This is a genomic window from Lysobacter antibioticus, from assembly GCF_000731095.1.
Taxonomy (GTDB): domain Bacteria; phylum Pseudomonadota; class Gammaproteobacteria; order Xanthomonadales; family Xanthomonadaceae; genus Lysobacter; species Lysobacter antibioticus_B.
In genome coordinates this window covers 1-16839 of the sequence record NZ_JMTZ01000089.1, presented here as the reverse complement: position 1 = coordinate 16839, position 16839 = coordinate 1, and the positions used below count along the sequence as shown (strand labels likewise).

Annotated in this window: 11 protein-coding genes; 4 read left to right on the top strand and 7 right to left on the bottom strand. The window is 70.1% G+C overall.

Annotated elements, in window-relative coordinates; genetic code table 11:
• Window positions 1-242: 242 nt before the first annotated feature.
• Window positions 243-566, bottom strand: a complete 324-nt coding sequence (locus EX88_RS0120505) for a hypothetical protein (protein ID WP_031373848.1) — start codon at window positions 564-566, stop codon at window positions 243-245.
• A 445-nt stretch (window positions 567-1011) separates the two neighbouring features.
• On the opposite strand from EX88_RS0120505, the gene rmuC reads away from it, so the two are divergent.
• Window positions 1012-2586 (top strand): DNA recombination protein RmuC, encoded by a 1575-nt coding sequence (gene rmuC / locus EX88_RS0120500; protein ID WP_081931295.1) that lies wholly within the window; start codon window positions 1012-1014, stop codon window positions 2584-2586.
• Window positions 2587-2671: 85 nt separating this feature from the next.
• On the opposite strand, the gene EX88_RS0120495 is transcribed toward rmuC, so the two are convergent.
• From EX88_RS0120495 to EX88_RS0120470, 6 genes are all read right to left on the bottom strand, one after another.
• On the bottom strand, window positions 2672-3844 hold the full coding sequence (locus EX88_RS0120495; RefSeq protein ID WP_081931293.1) for an MlaA family lipoprotein: 1173 nt from the start codon (window positions 3842-3844) through the stop codon (window positions 2672-2674).
• Window positions 3845-3973: 129 nt separating this feature from the next.
• Window positions 3974-4273: an STAS domain-containing protein gene (locus tag EX88_RS0120490; protein WP_031373845.1), complete on the bottom strand. Its 300-nt coding sequence runs from the start codon at window positions 4271-4273 to the stop codon at window positions 3974-3976.
• A gap of 2 nt (window positions 4274-4275) precedes the next feature.
• On the bottom strand, window positions 4276-4935 hold the full coding sequence (locus tag EX88_RS0120485; RefSeq protein WP_031373844.1) for an MlaC/ttg2D family ABC transporter substrate-binding protein: 660 nt from the start codon (window positions 4933-4935) through the stop codon (window positions 4276-4278).
• Complete coding sequence (mlaD, locus tag EX88_RS0120480; RefSeq protein WP_036149641.1) at window positions 4932-5501, bottom strand: outer membrane lipid asymmetry maintenance protein MlaD; 570 nt, start codon at window positions 5499-5501, stop codon at window positions 4932-4934. The genes EX88_RS0120485 and mlaD overlap by 4 nt, the downstream gene beginning before the upstream one ends.
• Window positions 5502-5707: 206 nt before the next feature.
• Window positions 5708-6457 (bottom strand): MlaE family lipid ABC transporter permease subunit, encoded by a 750-nt coding sequence (locus tag EX88_RS0120475; protein ID WP_031373842.1) that lies wholly within the window; start codon window positions 6455-6457, stop codon window positions 5708-5710.
• Window positions 6457-7248, bottom strand: coding sequence for an ABC transporter ATP-binding protein (locus EX88_RS0120470; protein WP_031373841.1), 792 nt, complete (start codon window positions 7246-7248; stop codon window positions 6457-6459). Before EX88_RS0120470 ends, EX88_RS0120475 begins: the two co-directional genes overlap by 1 nt.
• A gap of 582 nt (window positions 7249-7830) precedes the next feature.
• Here EX88_RS0120470 and recC point away from each other — a divergent pair.
• The 3 genes from recC to recD are packed head-to-tail and all read left to right on the top strand — an operon-like array spanning window position 7831 to window position 16636.
• A complete protein-coding gene (recC, locus tag EX88_RS0120465; protein WP_031373840.1) occupies window positions 7831-11211 on the top strand; it encodes an exodeoxyribonuclease V subunit gamma in 3381 nt (1126 codons plus the stop codon).
• Window positions 11208-14777, top strand: coding sequence for an exodeoxyribonuclease V subunit beta (recB, locus tag EX88_RS0120460; RefSeq protein ID WP_031373839.1), 3570 nt, complete (start codon window positions 11208-11210; stop codon window positions 14775-14777). The genes recC and recB overlap by 4 nt, the downstream gene beginning before the upstream one ends.
• Complete coding sequence (gene recD / locus EX88_RS0120455; RefSeq protein WP_051885365.1) at window positions 14774-16636, top strand: exodeoxyribonuclease V subunit alpha; 1863 nt, start codon at window positions 14774-14776, stop codon at window positions 16634-16636. Before recB ends, recD begins: the two co-directional genes overlap by 4 nt.
• Window positions 16637-16839: the final 203 nt, after the last annotated feature.

Genomic DNA, 16839 nt, shown 5'->3' with positions numbered 1-16839 from the left:
AAGAAAGTAACCCGCCGCTTTAGTGGCGGAAGCTTTTGGCGTTTGATCCTGATCTTTCTTGAACGATACACCGCGAGACCGAAACGACGCGGTCGCGGCTCGCGCCGCTCCTACCCTCGCGATGGCGCACCGCCTCGTTGAATCACACTGGCGTTGCTGCCTCTACTCGTCCCGCGGTCGCGGCTCACGCCGCTCCTACAGGCGACGTAGCGCCCCTCAAGCGCGCGCTACGCGCCATCAGCTCAATCGCGCCACCACAACACTGCCGGCGGGTCGTCGGGCAGGGCGAATTCGAGGCGCTTCAAGGCGTCCAGGTCCAGCCCCGGTAAATGCACGCTCATCGCGGTCGCGACTTCGCGGTAGCCCGGCCAGTCGGTACGCAGCTCCAGGCTGTCGCCGCTCACGGTGCCCAGCTCGACGAAGATCAGCTTGCGGTCGACCACGTCGATCGCATAGCCGTCGATGCCGTCGATATCGGCCCAGCGGATGCCGTGGACGCGGCCGGCGCCATCGTCGCGCCAGATGCCGCGCGGGTCGGCGTAGAGCCGGGGAGCTTGCGGGTCCATGCATGCAATCCTTGCGGTGACCGGCCGGCGAAGCCGATCGGGGCGAATCCAGATTGGCACAGTTCCCTGCGCCGGTTCGGTTCCGTACGGAACTCGGCCGCCCCGATTCAGGCGCGATCTGCGACCGCCTGCGCATTTCGCCTTCGCGCCGGGTTCCACCTGAAGGGGCAGTCGGCGGACGCCCCGGCCGGGGCGATCATCGCTGCCTAACCGCTCGCCATCGCAGGGCCTGAGACTCACCCCGTTAGACTAGACAGCCATCTGCGGCTGCGCGGACAGGCTGCGAGCGGTATCGACCCACCGGCTCCGAACCCAGGTGGCGTCGAATCGCCTGCTTCCCCCGCCCGCTTCACGCCGCCCGCCTCATGCCGCTTGCCCCATACCGCCTGCTCCACACCGCCCACCCCGAGCGCCTGGCCCCAAGGCCTTCTCCAAGAGTTTCCCGATGCCCCTGACCGCTGCCCTCGTTGCCATCCTGTTCGCCTTGTTGATCGGCGCCGCGCTCGCCTGGCTGCTGGCCCGGGCCGGAGCCGCGCGTGCGTTGGAGGCGGCGCGCGCGGAGCTGGGCACGCAGTTGAATGCGGCCAACCAGGAACGGGCCCAGTTGCAGGAGCGCGCTGCGCGCATTCCGGAGTTGCAGTCGCGTCTTGGCGAACTCGAAAGTCTGCGCGATCAGTTGGTGCGCGACAGCGGCGTGCTGCGCGAGTCGATCGGCCGCGTCGGCGCCGAGTTGGCCAAGGAGCAGGACAGCCTGCGCGTGGCGCGGACGAACCTGGAAGAAACCGAGCGCGTGCGCGATCGTCATGCCGCCGAGGCCCAACGTCTGTCGGTGCAGGCCGCCGAACTGGCGACCCAGCTCGACGCCGAGCGCAATCAGTCGCAGGCCAAGATCGCCCAACTGCGCGAAGTGCGCGAAGAACTGACCTCCGAGTTCAAGAACCTCGCCAACGACATCCTCGAAGAGAAGAGCAAGCGCTTCACCGAGCAGAACCGCAGCCATCTCGGCTTGCTGCTCGACCCGCTGCAGAAGAAGTTGGTCGAGTTCCAAAGCAAGGTCGAGACCGTCTACGACAACGAGACCCGCGACCGTACCGCGCTTGGCGAGCAGGTCCGTCAGCTCATGGCCTTGAACCAGTCGCTCAGCGACGACGCCAAGAACCTCACCAGTGCGCTCAAGGGGTCGAGCAAGGCGCAGGGCGCCTGGGGCGAGTTGATCCTCGAACGCGTGCTGGAGTCGGCCGGGTTGCGCAAGGGCGAGGAGTACGACGTCCAGGAAAGCCACAACAGCGAGGACGGCGAACGCCGTCCCGACGTCACCGTGCATCTGCCCGAAGACCGGCATCTGGTGATCGACTCCAAGGTCTCGCTGACCGCGTACGAGGAGTACGCGAGCGGCGAAGACGACGAGCAGCGCGCGCGTGCGCTCAAGCGTCACCTGGACTCGGTGCGCGCGCACATGCGCGGGCTGTCGGAGAAGCGCTACCAGGAGCTTTACGGCCTGCGCTCGCTCGATTTCGTGTTGATGTTCGTGCCGATCGAGCCGGCCTTCATGCTTGCCGTCACCAACGACCGCAACCTGTTCATGGACGGATGGCAGCGCAACGTGTTGATGGTCAGCCCGTCGACCTTGCTGTTCGTGGTGCGCACCGTCGCGCATCTGTGGCGGCAGGAAGCGCAGAACCGCAATGCCCAGGAAATCGCCAAGCGCGGTGCGCAGCTCTACGACCGGTTATGCGCCTTCGTCGCCGACCTGGAGAAAGTCGGCGACCGCATCGGCCAGGCCAAGGACAGCTTCGACGCCGCGCGCGACAAGCTCAGCCGCAACAAGGGCAGTGTGATCCGCCAGGCCGAGATGCTGAAGGACATGGGCGTGAAACCGAACAAGGCCTTGCCGCCGAAGTTGGTCGAGTTGTCGGCCGACGAGGACGCTGCCTCGGAAGACGGCGAAGAGGGCGTGCGGCCGATCGAAGGGGCTGCGGGCTTGTTGCCGCTCGGCGGGGATGAAGCGCCGCAGGCTTGAGGTCGCGATACCGCTAAAGCAGAACGGCCCGGATTCGCATCCGGGCCGTTCGTCGTTACAGGGTGCAGCGAGGCGATCGCGCGGCTCAGCGACCGCCGTCGGTCGGCATCACCGGCATCGCATCGGCCGGCACGCTCGGGTTGCTGTCGTCCTGCAGGTATTCCGGCAGGGCGGTGTCGCCGTTCTTGTCGAGACGGTCGCCGAAGATCTGATAGTCGCGGCGCTGGGTCCAGGAGTCGCGGACCAGGGCGTATTCGTCCTCGGCGCCGTCGCGCAGGCTGTCGAGCGGCAGCAGCTGGGCGCGCACGTCGACCAGTTGCAGGCCCTGCAGCGGGATGCGGATGCGGTCGCGTTCGACGTGGCGCAGGGGGCTCAACGGGGCATCGCCGAGGGCGCCGAACGAGTCGCGCACGGTGCGCGGGCCGAAGAACGGCAGCTCGACATAGCGCGAGCGCTTCCAGCCCCACACGCCCAGGGTCTGGCCGAAGTCTTCGCTGCGGTTGGGCAGCTTGGCGTCGCTGGCCGGATCGAAGATGCCGCCGATGCCGAGGGTGGTGTTGAGCGCGAAGCGGCCGAGCGCCTGCGCGGCCTGCTTGGGCTTGCCCTGCAGCAGCGCGTTGAGGATCGACACCGGCTGGCCGAGGTTGTTGAAGAAGTTGCTGACGCCCAGGCGCACCGGACGCGGCACGACCTTGGAGTAGGCGCGCGCGAGCGGACGGGCGACGCCGCGATCCACCGCCATGTTGAAGCGGTGCATCTTGCGGTTGTACTTCTCCCACGGGTCGAACGCGCCCGGGACCGAAGCCGGCGCCGGCAGGGTCGGGTCGGCGACCGGGTCGTATTCCTGCGCCGGGGTGCCGTAGAGGGCATCGAAATCGCGTTCGGCCTCGGTGCGCTGGTCGTCGGCCGCGCTCGGCTCGACCGCAGCGGTGGCCGGCGGCGGCACGGCTTCGGCGGCCGGCGCATTCGGATCGGGCTGTGCCGGTTGGACCTGGCTCGTTTCGACCTGGGCGAGGGCGTAGTCGAGCGCGGGCTCGGCGGTCGCCGCCTGCCTCGTGTCGACCGTCGTCGTCGCCGCGTCGGCGGGCGCGAGGGTTTCGGTCGGTGCGGTCGCGAGCGCAGCGTCGGTTTGCGCCGTGGCGCTTACGACGGCCGCTTCGGCAACGGAGGCCGGGTTCGCGTCCTGCGCGAAAGCCGGTACGGAATGCAGCGCGGCCAAAGCCAGGCCGAGCGAGAGTGAGAGTGCGTGGGGGCGCATGGTTGCAGTCTAGTCTTCCGGGACAACGGGTGGGGGCAGCCAGGCCGGATCCGTCGGCATTGGCGACCGCAACAGGAGAGTTCTGCGACGGAGTTTGTGTATCGGCGACCGGAACTCGAGAGCCTGAACTTAGCGACCGAAACCGAGCGCGTCGTCGAGCCGGTAGGCCGCGCGCAATTCGCTCAGCCCGGCCGGCGTGCCGACCACTTCGACGCCCTCGACTTGCGCGGCCAGCTCGGCCAACAGCGCCAGGCCGGCGCTGTCGACGGTACTCACCGCACTCAGGTCGAAACGGCGCACGCCGCTCACGAGTGCGCGCGCCTGCGACCACAGCGTCGCCGCCGCGGCGCGGTCGAGCGCGCCGCTGAACACCAACGCCTCGCCGTCCTTGCGCACGTCGGCGGCGTCGCGGTCCGTCGCTGCGTCCATGCTCAGTTGCCGCTCGCCTGGGCCTGCAGCTTGCCGGCCTTGAGGTCCTTGGCGACCTGGGCGATCGACTTCTGGTTCAGCGGCGTGTCGAACTGATTGCGGAAGGTCTGTACGAAGCTCACGCCTTCGACCATCACGTCGAACACCTTCCACTGCGCGCCGTTCTTGCGCAGCAGGTAGTCGACCGGAATCGGCTCGCCGCCCTGGCGCAGGAATTCGCTGGAGACCTTGACGATGGCGCCGCCGCGCAACGGGGTCTCGGACTTGATGCGCACCTTGAGCTTGGTGTTGAAGTCGAGCAGGGCCGAGCCGTAGCGCTGCATCAGGCTGCCGGTGAGGGCATCGGCGAACGCGGCGACGTCGGCATCGGAAGCGCCGCGGCCGTGCGTGCCCAGGACCAGGCGCGCGGCGTAGTCGCGGTCGAACACCTGGGTGAACTCGGTCGAGATGAACTGGCTGAGCGCGGCGCGGTTCTTGCTGAACTCGGGGCGGCGCGCTTCCAGGGTCGACAGGATGCGGGTGCTGTTGGCCAGCACCATCGCGCTCGGCGTGCCGGCGGCGGGTGCGGTGCCCGGCGCCGCGGTGACCTGGGCGAGGGCGAGCGAGGGAGCGCCGGCGAGCAGGGCCGAGGCGAGGACGATGGAGATCAGTGAACGCTTCATTTCTTGGTCTCGTCGGTGGAGGGGGCGGCTTCGCCCTGGAGATAGTCGGGAACGCCGGCGTCGGCGGGCTTGGCGGCCGAATCGCCGGCCGCATTGCCGCCTTGTGCGCCACCGCCGCTGAACATGTACTTGCCGACCAGCTGGATCAGGTCGACGGCCGGCTGGGTCAGGTAGATCTCGTCGCCGGGCTTGAGGTTGTCCGGGTCGCCGCCCGGGGTCAGGCCGATATAGCTTTCGCCGAGCAGGCCGCTGGTGAAGATGCCGGCGGCGGTGTCGGCCGACAGGTTCCGGTAGCGGTTGTCGATCGCCAGGGTCACGATCGAGCTGTACTTGACCGGGTCGAGCGAGATGTCGGCGACCTGGCCCACGGTCACGCCGCCGATCTTGACCGGTGCGTTCGGGCGCAGCGCGCCGATGGTGGTGAAGCGCGCGGTGATCTCGTAGCTGCTGCGGCCGAAGCCGAACTTGCCGTTGGTGGAGGCGATCGCCAGCACCAGCAGCGAAGCCAGGGCGAGCAGCAGGAATGCGCCTACGGCGAATTCGATGCGGGGACTGCGGACGGACATGGCATCACCTTGGGGATAAAGCCCGCGCGGTTCGGCGCGGCGATGTAACGGTTGGTCTACGACGTGTCGAACAAAACCTGGGTTCGGGCCCCTCTCCCAGCGGCGGCGACCGCAGGGAGTGCAAGGCTGAGAGGGGTTGGGGGAAGGCGGCGCGCTTGCGCAGCTTCGACCTCGTCCCTGCCCTCATCCGGCCCGGGCTACCTTACTTACTTGAACAGCAGCGCCGACATCACGAAGTTGAACATCAGCACCAGCAGCGAGGCGTTGACCACGGCGCGGGTCGTCGCCACCGAGGTGCCCTCGATGGTCGGCTCGGCGTGGTAGCCGACATAGGCCGCGACCAGGGCCGCGGTCGCGCCGAACACCGCCGACTTCACGAAGGCCATCAGGAAGTCGTCGAAGAAATCGACGCTGTCCTTGAGCACCTGCCAGAAGATCCCCGATTCGATGCCGATCACGTGCACCGACTCGAAATAGCTCGCGCTGATCGCCAGGCTGCAGAAGAAACCGGTCAGCAGCGGCACGCACAGCACCGCCGCCCAGAAGCGCGGCGCCACCGCCTTGGCGATCGGGTCGATCGCCATCAGGCCGAGCGCGGTGATCTGGTCGGTCGCGCGCATCAGGCCCAGTTCGGCGGCGATCGAGCTGCCGGCGCGGCCGATGAACAGCAGCGCGGTCAGCACCGGGCCGAGCTCGCGGTACATGCCCAGGCCGAGCATGGCGCTGACCTGGTTGGCGGCGCCGTAGGTATCGAGCGCGCGATAGCCCAGCAAAGTCACCGATAAGCCTACGAACGCGCCGCCAACAGCAATGATCGGCAGCGAACGTGCACCTATCTTGTAGATTTCACGGGTCAGCTCGCGGAAGAAGTCGCGGGTCGGCTTGGACGCGCGCAGCACCGACAGCGAGAACAGGCCGGCGCGGCCCAGCGAGCGGGTCGCAGCGATGAAGGGCATCAGGCGGCCTCCGTGGTGGTGCGCGGTGCGGCGTCGAAGCCGATCGGGCCGTCGGGTTCGCCGAGCAGGAATTGGCGCACCAGTGGGTCCTGGCTGCGTTCGAGTTCGCCCGGCGTGCCCGAGAACACGATCCCGCCGTTGGCGATCACGATGGCGTGGTCGGCGACCGGCAGGGTCTCGTGGACGTGATGGGTGACCACGATGCTGGTCAGGCCGAGGGTGTCGTTGAGGCGGCGCACCAGGCTCATGACCACGCCCGAGGCGATCGGGTCCAGCCCGGTCAGTGGCTCGTCGTAGATCATCAGCGGCGGGTCCAGCGCCAGCGCGCGCGCCAGCGCGACCCGGCGCGCCATGCCGCCGGACAGCTCGCGCGGGAAAGCATCGGCGGCGGCGTGCAGGCCGACCGCGTGCAGCTTCATCAGTACCAGGCGCTGGATCAGCGCCTTCGGCAGGCGGGTGTGCGCGCGCAGCGGCAGGGCGACGTTCTCGGCTGCGGTCAGGTCGGTCAGCAGGCCGTTGCCCTGCAGCAGCACGCCGATGCCCTTGCGCAGTTCGAGCAGCTCGCGCTGATCCTGCGGCACCTGCTGGCCGAACACCTCGACCGTGCCCGCGGCCGGGGCGAGTTCGCCGGTCAGGGCCGACAGCAGGGTCGACTTGCCGCTGCCCGAGGGGCCCAACACCGCGACGATGCTGCCGCGCGGCACCGACAGGTTGATCCCGCGCAGCACGCTGCGGCCGCCGCGGTCGAGGCGGAGGTCGGTCAGGCGGACGATGGGCGGTTCGGTCGTCATGCGGTAGGACTGTCCGTGTACGAGGGCGATGAGACGGTCGGACGAGGCTGCAAAACGGCGCAGCTTGGCCCAGCCAGGCTGAACCGGGGTGGAGCGTCGGCCATTGTCGCAGGTTAGGCGGCTTCGCTCGCGGCGGTGGCGGGACGGAGCGTTCGGCCGTCGTCGCATCGTCGAGGCAGGGTGGCCGGCGGCGATTAAAACGGTTTTAAGTGTGTCGAGGGATGTGGAGGCAAGGAGCAAAGGCAAATCCCCCCTGGCCCCCCTTTTCAAAGGAAGGGAGGTGATCTGGGAGTTGCGCATCGGTCGAGAAGGGAGTCGTTCCGGGGTACATGCAGAACGAGTACTCATCGGCGAAGGTCGGACTTGCGACGATGTGCACATCGATTCGTTGTCGGTGGCGAGCGCCACCCGAAGCGCGCTTCACATCGCACCCAGCGCCAACGACCCGAAGCCTCCCCCCTTTGAGTAGGGGGGCAAGGGGGATTTGCTTCGACGCCTCTTCGACCACCACGCCCGCAATCGTTCCCGCAAACGCCACAACCGGCCGCAGCGCATCCGGCGCCCTTGCGGCAAGATGGCGGGATGCCCGCGCGCGCCGATTTCCGTCTCTACCATTCCAATGCGCTGGACGTGCTGGCGGGCCTGCTCGCGCAGGAGTTGCGCACGCCGGCGCCGGGGCAGCCCTTGCTGGCGCCGGACGTGATCCTGATCCCGCAAGTGGCGATGCGGCGTTGGCTGCAGGCCACGCTGGCGCAGGCCTACGGCATCGCCGCGAACCTGGAATTCCTGACCCCGGGCGAATTCGTCCAGCGCGCGCTGGACGCCAATGCGACCGACCAGGACCGCGACCGCCCCGGCGAGGACCTCGATGCCCAGGCCCTGCGCTGGCGCTTGTACGACGTGTTGTCGCAACCGGCGCAGTTGCGCGAGCCGGCACTGGCGCCGCTGCGCGCCTATCTCGAGGGCGACGACCCGCTGAAGTCGTGGTCGTTGTCGGGCGAGTTGGCTTCGCTGTTCGAGAAATACCAGGCCTGGCGCCGCGACTGGCTGCTGGCCTGGGACGCCGGCCACGAACGCAACGATCCGCAGGCGGCGTTGTGGCGACGCGTCGCCGCCGGCCGCCGCTACCGCGCGCGCCGCATCGACGATTACCTGACCCGTTTCCAGGGCGAGGCCGGCATCGCGCATCCGCCGCGCGGGCTGCCGCCACGCTTGTTCGCCTTCGCCACCCTCAACGTCTCGCCCGACGTGCTGCGGATGATCGCGACCCAGTCGATCGCCGGCACCCTGCACTTCTATCTGCCGACCCCGACGCGCAAGTACTGGGGCGACCTGGGCACCCTGGCCGAACGCCTGCGCCTGGGCGAGGACGCCGCCTTCGGCGACGACGACAACCCGCTGCTGCAAGCCTGGGGCGCGGCCGGCCGCGATTTCATGGCGGTGCTCGGCGGCTACGAAGTGGTGCACCCCTCCGGCGAAATCGCCGCCTACGCCGATCCCGAAGAAAGCCGTCACGACGACCCCTCGCGCGACAGCCTGCTACAGCGCCTGCAACGCGACCTGCTGCATCGGCGCGCGCTGCCGGCGACGCCGTGGCGCGAACGTGTCGATCGCGGCGACGCCAGCCTGCAGGTGCATGCCTGCCACACCCGTTTGCGCGAAGTGCAGGTGCTGCACGATCAATTGCAGGGCCTGCTCGATCCGAACTCGACCGAGGGCCGGCGTTTCGACCCGCCACTGCAGCCGCGCGAGATCGCGGTGCTGGCGCCCGACATCGATCCCTACGCGCCGCACATCGCCGCGGTGTTCGGCGGCCTGGCCGGGCGCGCGGGTTTCATTCCGTATGCCTTGGCCGATGCCAGCCCGCTCGCGTCCGAGCCGCTCGCGGAAGTGTTCCTGCGTCTGCTGGCCTTGCCGGTCTCGCGCTTCGGCTTGAGCGAAATCCTCGACCTGCTGGCGACGCCGGCGATCGCCGACCAAGCCGGCCTCGACGGCGCCGGCCTCGAACGCCTGCGCACCTGGCTGCAGAACGCCGGCGCGCGCTGGGGCATCGACGCCGCCCACCGCAGCCGCCACGACGCCCCCGGCGACGACGCTTACACCTGGGCCTTCGCGCTCGACCGCCTGCTGCTCGGCCACGCCGCCGGCGACGGCGCCGCGCCCGACGAGATGATCGCCGGCATCGCGCCCTATGCCGAACTCGAAGGCGCCTCGCTGGACGCGCTGGATGCGCTGATCCGTTTGCTGCGGGTGTTGGCGCGCTTCGAGCGTGCGCTCGATGCCGAGTTGAGCCCGGCGCACTGGTCCGACCGCCTGCTCGGCCTGTTGCGGGCGATGCTGCCCGAACGCCCGCGCGACGCCACCGACCAGCGCACCCTCGAGCGCCTGCGCAACCTGATCGAAAGCTTCGCTCGCGACGCCGCCAAGGCCGGCTTCGAAGGCACGGTCGGCGCGGAGGTCGTGCGCAGCCATTTCCGCGCCGCACTCGCCGAAGCCGATACGCGCGCGCCGCTGCTGACCGGCGGGGTCAGCTTCGGCCGCATGGTGCCGATGCGTTTGATTCCGTTCCGGGTGATCTGCCTGCTCGGCATGAACGACGGCGACTACCCGCGCCGCGACCCGGCCGGCGGTCTCAACCGGCTCGCCGCCGAACTCGGCACGGCCGCGCGCCGCCACGGCGACCGCTCGCTGCGCGACGACGACCGCTTCTTGTTCCTGCAATTGTTCGGCGCCGCCTCCGACAGCTTCTATCTGAGTTATCTCGGCGCCGATCCGCGCGACGGCAGCCAGCGCGAACCTTCGACCCTGGTGTCGGAACTGCTCGACGTGGCCGCGCGCTACCACGCCGATCCGGCCGCGGCGCGCAACGAATTCGTGGTGCGCGAACCGCTGCAGCCGTTCGCCGCGGCCGCATTCGGCGCCGGCGAGCGCGAGCCGGAGCCGCGCCGTTTCAGTTACCGCGCCGAATGGCGGCCGGCGGTCGACGCCGGCGCGCTCGGTCTGCGCGGCGAGATCGGCCCTTGGCTCAACGAGCCCTTGCCGCCCGATCCCGACGCCGCCGACGACGGCAGCGTGAACTATCAAGACCTGCGCAGTTTCCTGCGCGACCCGCCGACCGCGTTCCTGCGCCAGCGCCTCGGCCTGCGCCTGCCCGACGAGATCGACAGCAGCGACGACGTCGAGCCGCTGGTGCTGCCCGGGCCCGGTCTGTTCCGCCAACAATTGCAGCGCGCGGTGTTCGACGACCTGATCGCCGGCGGTGGACGCATCGATCGCGAGCGTTTGCAGGCGACGTTGCGCGCGCGCGCGCTGTTGCCGTCCGGCCCGCTCGGCCGGCGCCAACTCGATGCCTTGCTCGGGCAGGTGCGGCCCTATGCTGACGCCTTCGCGCGTTGGCGCAGCGGTGAGGCGGAAGCGTTGCCGTTCGAACTCGAGCTCGGCGATGCGCGTCTGCTCGGCCGGCTCGACGACGTCTACGCCGGCGGTCTGGCGCGTCTGCGTTTCGACAGCCTGCACGGGCCGTCGCAGATCGCCCACGGGCTCGACTGGCTGGTGCTGTCGGCGCTCGGCGACCGGCGCCCGCTGGCCCAGTTCGCCCAGATCGACGGCGGCCCCGGGCCGCATTTGCGCGAGGCGCTGGCGCCGGCCGAGGCCCAGGCCGCGTTGCGCAGCCTGCTGCGCCTGCGCGACTACGGCCTGCGTGCGCCGTTGCCGTTCCTGCCGCGCGCCGGCTGGCTCTGGTACGAAGCCGCCGCCCAGGACAAGGACGGCTGGGGCAAGGCCGAGAGCCAATGGCACGGCAGCCCGCGCAGTTGGGGCGAGGCGACCACGCCCGGCGCGCGCCTGGCCTTGCGCGGGCGCGATCCGTTCCGTGACCCGATGTTGGGCGAAGAATTCCGCGAGATCGCCAAGCTGGTGTTCGGCGCCGTCGTCCACGGCCGCGACGAAGGCGGCGGCGCATGAACGCCGTGCGCGATCCTTTCCTGGAACTGCCGCTCGACGGCCTGCGCCTGATCGAGGCCAGCGCCGGCACCGGCAAGACCTACACCCTGGCGACCCTGGTCACGCGCCTGGTGATCGAACGCGAGCTGCGCATCGGCGAGATCCTCGCGGTGACCTTCACCGACGCCGCCACCCAGGAACTACGCGAGCGCCTGCGCCGGCGCCTGCTGTTGGCCGCGCGCATCGCCGCCGACGACCCGGCCCTGCCGCGCGACGGCGACGACAGCGAGCGCGCGCTGACGCGCAGCCTGGTCGAGGCCCAGGCGGCGCAGGAAGGCGCCGCGCCTTTGCGCGTGCGCCTGGCGCGTGCGGCGCGCGAGATCGACTTGGCCGCGGTGGTTACCATCCACGGTTTCTGCGCGCGGGTGCTGGCCGAGCACGCGCTCGAAACCGGGCAGCCGTTCGCGGCGCCGGAAATGATCGGCAGCGAGCGCGAACTGCACGACGAGATCGCGGTGGACCTGTGGCGCGCCTTCGGCAGCGACGCGACTGCGGCCGAACTGCTGTCGCTGCAATGGCCGGGCGGCCCGCCTTCGCTTGCGGCCGATCTCGGCCCCTTGCTGCGCACGCCGCAGTTGCTGCCGCCGGTGCCGTTGGAGTCGGTCGATCCCTTGCCGGCGCTGGAACAGGCCGCGCAAACGCTGAACGCCGCTTTCGTCGAGCACGGCGATGAAGCCTGCGCGCGCCTCGACGCCGCCATCGCCGCCAAGGTGCTCAACGGCAACAGTTATCGCGCGACGCTGCCGCGCGAGTTGTGGCTGCTGCTGAGCCAATGGTGCGCGCACGGCGATGCCGGCCAGGCGCTGGACCCGCGCATCGAACGGTTGACGCCGGCGACCCTGGCCGCACGTACCAACAAGGGCAAGGAGGCGGCGACGCCGTCGTCGCCGCTGTTCGACGCCGTCGCCGCTTACCTCGACGCCGCCGGGCTGCGCGCGCAATGGCTGGCCGCGCAGGCGGTGGCCCTGGTCCACCAAGTGCGCGAGGCAGCGGGCAAGCGTCTGAGCGAACTCAAGCGCGTGCGCCGCGTGCAGAGCTTCGACGACCTGATCGCCGACGTCGCCGCCGCCTTGGATGGGCCGCACGGCGATGCGCTGGCCGAACGCCTGCGCGAGCAGTACGCGGTGGCCTTGGTCGACGAATTCCAGGACACCGACACGCGCCAGTGGCGGATCTTCGAGCGGGTGTTCGGCGAACGCGCGCTGTTCCTGATCGGCGACCCCAAGCAGGCGATCTACGGCTTCCGCGGCGGCGACGTGCACACCTATCTGAGCGCGGCCCAGCGCGCCGAAGAGGCGCCGCCGCTGGATCACAACTTCCGGTCGCGGCCGTCGCTGCTGCGCGCGGTGTCGGCGCTGTATGCGCAGGCCGGCGAGGCGGCCTTCATCGACCCGCGCATCCGCTTCCGCGAAGTCCAGCCCGGCGGCGCGGTCGCCGATGCCGACCTGCAACGCCACGGCGCGACCGCGCCGGCGCTGACTTTGCGCCGCTTGCCCGCGCCCGACGACGGCCGCAAGAAGCCCGAGTGGAATGCGCCGGAATCGCGCGAACTCGCCACCCGCGCCTGCGTCGCCGCGATCCACGCCTGGTTGCGCGATGCGCGCGACGGCCGCGCCGAGATCGCCGGCCGGCCGGTGCAGCCGGCCGACATCGCCGTGCTGGTGCGCAGCCACGACGAGGCCGCGCGCATCCAGCAGGCCTTGATCGCCGCCGGCATTCCCGCGGTCGCGGCCGGTCGCCGCAGCTTGTTCGCGACCGAACAGGCACTGGACGTGTTGAGCCTGTTCGATGCCTTGCTGCACCCCGGCGACGGCGGCCGCCTGCGCGCCGCGCTCGCGACCGCCTTGATCGGCCTGGATGCGACCGCGATCGCGCGCTTGTCCGAGGACGAGCCCTGGCAACGCGATTGGCAGATGCGCGCGCTGGGCTGGCGCGAGCGTTGGCAGCGGCATGGGCCCTTGGCCTTGATCGCCGACCTGTGCGCCGAGCAGGCGCCGCGCCTGCTGACCCTGGCCGACGGCGAGCGCCGCCTGACCAATCTGATGCAACTCGGCGAAACCCTGCAGGAAGCCGATACCCGCTCGCTCGGCCTGCACGGCCTGCGCGATTGGCTGCGCCTGCGTATCGCCGAGGCCGACGACAGCGACGAGAAACAGCAGCTGCGTTTGGAATCGGATGCGCGCCGGGTGCAGATCCTGACCCTGCACAAGAGCAAGGGCCTGGAGTTCGGCCTGGTGTTTCTGCCCTTCATCGCGATCGGCCGCGAGCCGCGCGGCGGGCGCTTGTGCGAATACCCCGACCCGGAACTGGGCCGGGTGCTGCAGTTGCAGACGCAGGTGGTCGACCCGCGCGCGCCCGACTGGGACAGCGCGCGCGAACGCGCCGCGACCGAATCGCGCTCCGAAGACGCACGCCTGCTCTACGTCGGCCTGACCCGCGCGCGGCATGCGCTGTGGCTGGCGAGCGGCCCCTTGTATCTGGCGCCGGCTTCGCCGTTGCTGGCGATGGTGGCCGACCCCGAAGCGCTCGCCGCCGGCCATGCCGGCGAGATCGTCATCGACGACGGCGCGCTCGAAGCCGCGCCCACGCCGCTGTTGCCGGCCGCGTCCGGCGCAGTGCCGCCGGCGCGCACCGCGCGACGCAATCTGGCGCGCGACTGGTGGGTCTACAGCTTTACCCAGCTCACCAACGAGGCCAGCGGCGGCGATGCGCCCTTGGTGGCGCTGGACGAACGCGGCGCCGAGGACGAACCCGAGACCACCCCGGCCTTGCTTACGCCTGCCGATGCGCGCTTCTCCGGCAGCCGCTTCGGCAACGTCGTCCACGACGCGCTCGAACGCGTCGATTTCGGCGCCTGGCGCGATTGGACGCCGGGCCAGGCCGAGCCGGCGGGCGAGGGCGAAGTGCTGGCGTCGGCCTTGCGCACCGAAGGCTATACCGAGGCCGACATCGACGAGGGCCTGCCGGTGCTGGCCTCGCTGGTCGGCCTGACCCTGACCGCCGCGCTGCCGGAAGGCGCGCGCCTGTGTGAGGTGCCCGAGCGCGAACGCCGCGCCGAGATGGAGTTCCACTTCGCCCTGGAATCGGCGCCGATCGACGCCTTGCTCGACGCCATGCATGCGCACGGCTGGCTGCGCGAGCGCCAGGCCTTCGGTCTGCGGCGCCGGCTCGAAGGCTTGATGACCGGCAAGATCGACCTGGTCTATGTCCACGACGGCCGCTATTACGTGCTCGACTACAAGACCAACCGCCTGCCCGCTTACGACGCCGCGCACGTCGAGCGGGCGATGGACGAGAGCGAGTACACCCTGCAATCGCTGATCTACACCATCGCCCTGCATCGCTGGTTGCGTTTCCGCCTCGGCGAGGCCTACGACTACGCTCGCGACTTCGGCGGCGTGCGCTATCTGTTCTGCCGCGGCCTCGACCCCGAAGACCCGGCTGCGGGCCTGTACGCGCACCAGCCGGCGCGCGCGTTGGTCGATGCGGTCGATGCCTTGTTCGCAGGACGCGGGGGTGGGGCATGAGCCTGCTCGACACGCTGTACCGCGAAGGCGCCTTGCGCACGATCGATCACGCGTTAGCGCAGGCCCTGCGCCGGCTCGACCGCGACACGCCCGACCGGGTGCTGGCGGCGGCGGCGCTGGCCTCGCAGGCGATCGCCCACGGCCATGCCGCCTTCGATCCGGCCCAGCCGTGGCTGTTGAGCGATGCGGCGATCGACTGGCCGCCCGCGGACGAGTGGTTGGCGGCATTGCGCGACTCGCGTTGGATCGCGACGCCCACCGACGGCGCCGTCGCGCATCGCGACGCACCGCTGGTGCTGGAGCGCGGCCTGCTGTATCTGCGCCGTTATCGCGAATACGAACGCCGGCTCGCCGCCGGGCTGCGCCGGATCGCCGCCTCGGTGCCGCCGGCGCCGGACCTCGCGGCCCTGGCGCCGTTGTTCGCGGCGCTGTTTCCGAACGCGCGCGACGACGACCGTCAGGCGCGCGCGGCGGCGGTGGCCTTGCTGCAATCGCTGTTGCTCGCTACCGGTGGCCCCGGCACCGGCAAGACCACCACCATCGCGCGCCTGCTGCTGTTGTTGATCGCGCAGGCCGATGCCGAAGGCGTGGATCCACCGCGGATCGCGTTGGCGGCGCCGACCGGGCGCGCTGCCGAACGCATGGCCGAGAGCTTGCGCACGGCGACGTCGCGGCTGCGCGGCCTCGACGGTGTCGATGCGGCGTTGTGCGAGGCTTTGCCGGTCGAAGCCAGCACCCTGCACCGTTTGCTCGGCAGCGTGCGCGACAGCCCGCGCTTTATGCACGACGCCAGCCGGCCCTTGCCGTTCGACATCGTCGTGGTCGACGAGGCCTCGATGGTCGACCTGCCGTTGATGTGCAAGTTGGTCGAGGCGGTGGCCAACGGCGCCCGCCTGATCCTGCTCGGCGACCGCGACCAACTGCCCTCGGTCGAAGCCGGCGACGTGCTCGCCGCGATCGTCGATGCCGCCGGCGACGACGACGGCCTGCCGTTGGCGCTCGCGGAGCGGTTGCGGCCTTTGCTCGGCGATGCCTTGCCGGTGCAGCCCGACCCGACCCCGCTCGGCGCCTACCGGGTGCATCTGCGCCGCGGCTATCGCCAGGCCGACAGCCTGGAACTGGCGCCTTTGGCCGAGGCCACGCGCGCCGGCGATGCCGATGCGGTGCTCGCTTTGTTGCGTGGCGGCCGCCTGGCCGGCGTGCATTTCCACGAGGACGTGCACGACCCGCTCAGCGGCAACGGCCGCGAACTGCTGCTGCCGACCTGGCGCGCACTGACCGCTGTAACCGATCCGTTGGAAGCGCTGACGCTGGCGGCGCGCCTGCGCCTGCTGACCGCCTTGCGCGATGGCGGCCAGGGCGCGGCGCCGTTGAACGCACGCATCGAGGAAGCCCTGGCCGGCGCGCATCGACCGCCGTACTTCCATGGCCGCTTGCTGCTGATCACCGAGAACAGCTATCGCCATGGTTTGTTCAACGGCGACATCGGCGTCTGCCTGCGTGCCGACGCGAGCGTTCGCCCGGTCGGTGCGCGCGAACAAGACGGCAGTGCGGCGACCACCGTGGCCTGGTTCGCCGGTGGCAGCGACGGCGTACGCGGCTTCCATCCCTCCGCCCTGCCTGCGCACGGCGGTGCCTTCGCGATGACCGTGCACAAGGCCCAGGGCTCCGAGTTCGACAGCGTCTGGTTGCAACTGCCGAGACAGGATGCGCGCCATCTGTCGCGAGAGTTGCTCTACACCGGCATGACCCGGGCGCGGCAGTCGCTGCACATCGCCGCCAGCGAGCCGGTGCTGAGGCAGGCGTTATCGAGGCATGCGGCGCGGGTGACGGGATTGGCGTGGCGGTTGGGTCGGTGAGGGTTTTCGTTCTGCGCCGGTTCGTAACGGGTGTACGCGTCAACACCAGGCCCGATTTGCTCAAGCGGCGCCATCGGCTCTCCCCCCTTTGAAAAAGGGGGGTAGGGGGGATTTGCCTTTGCTGTTGCTGTGCGCGGCTTGGCACTCGCGAAGGCAATGGAAGACCCGGAGGGCGGCCCGCAGGGATGCGGGCCGTTTTTCAT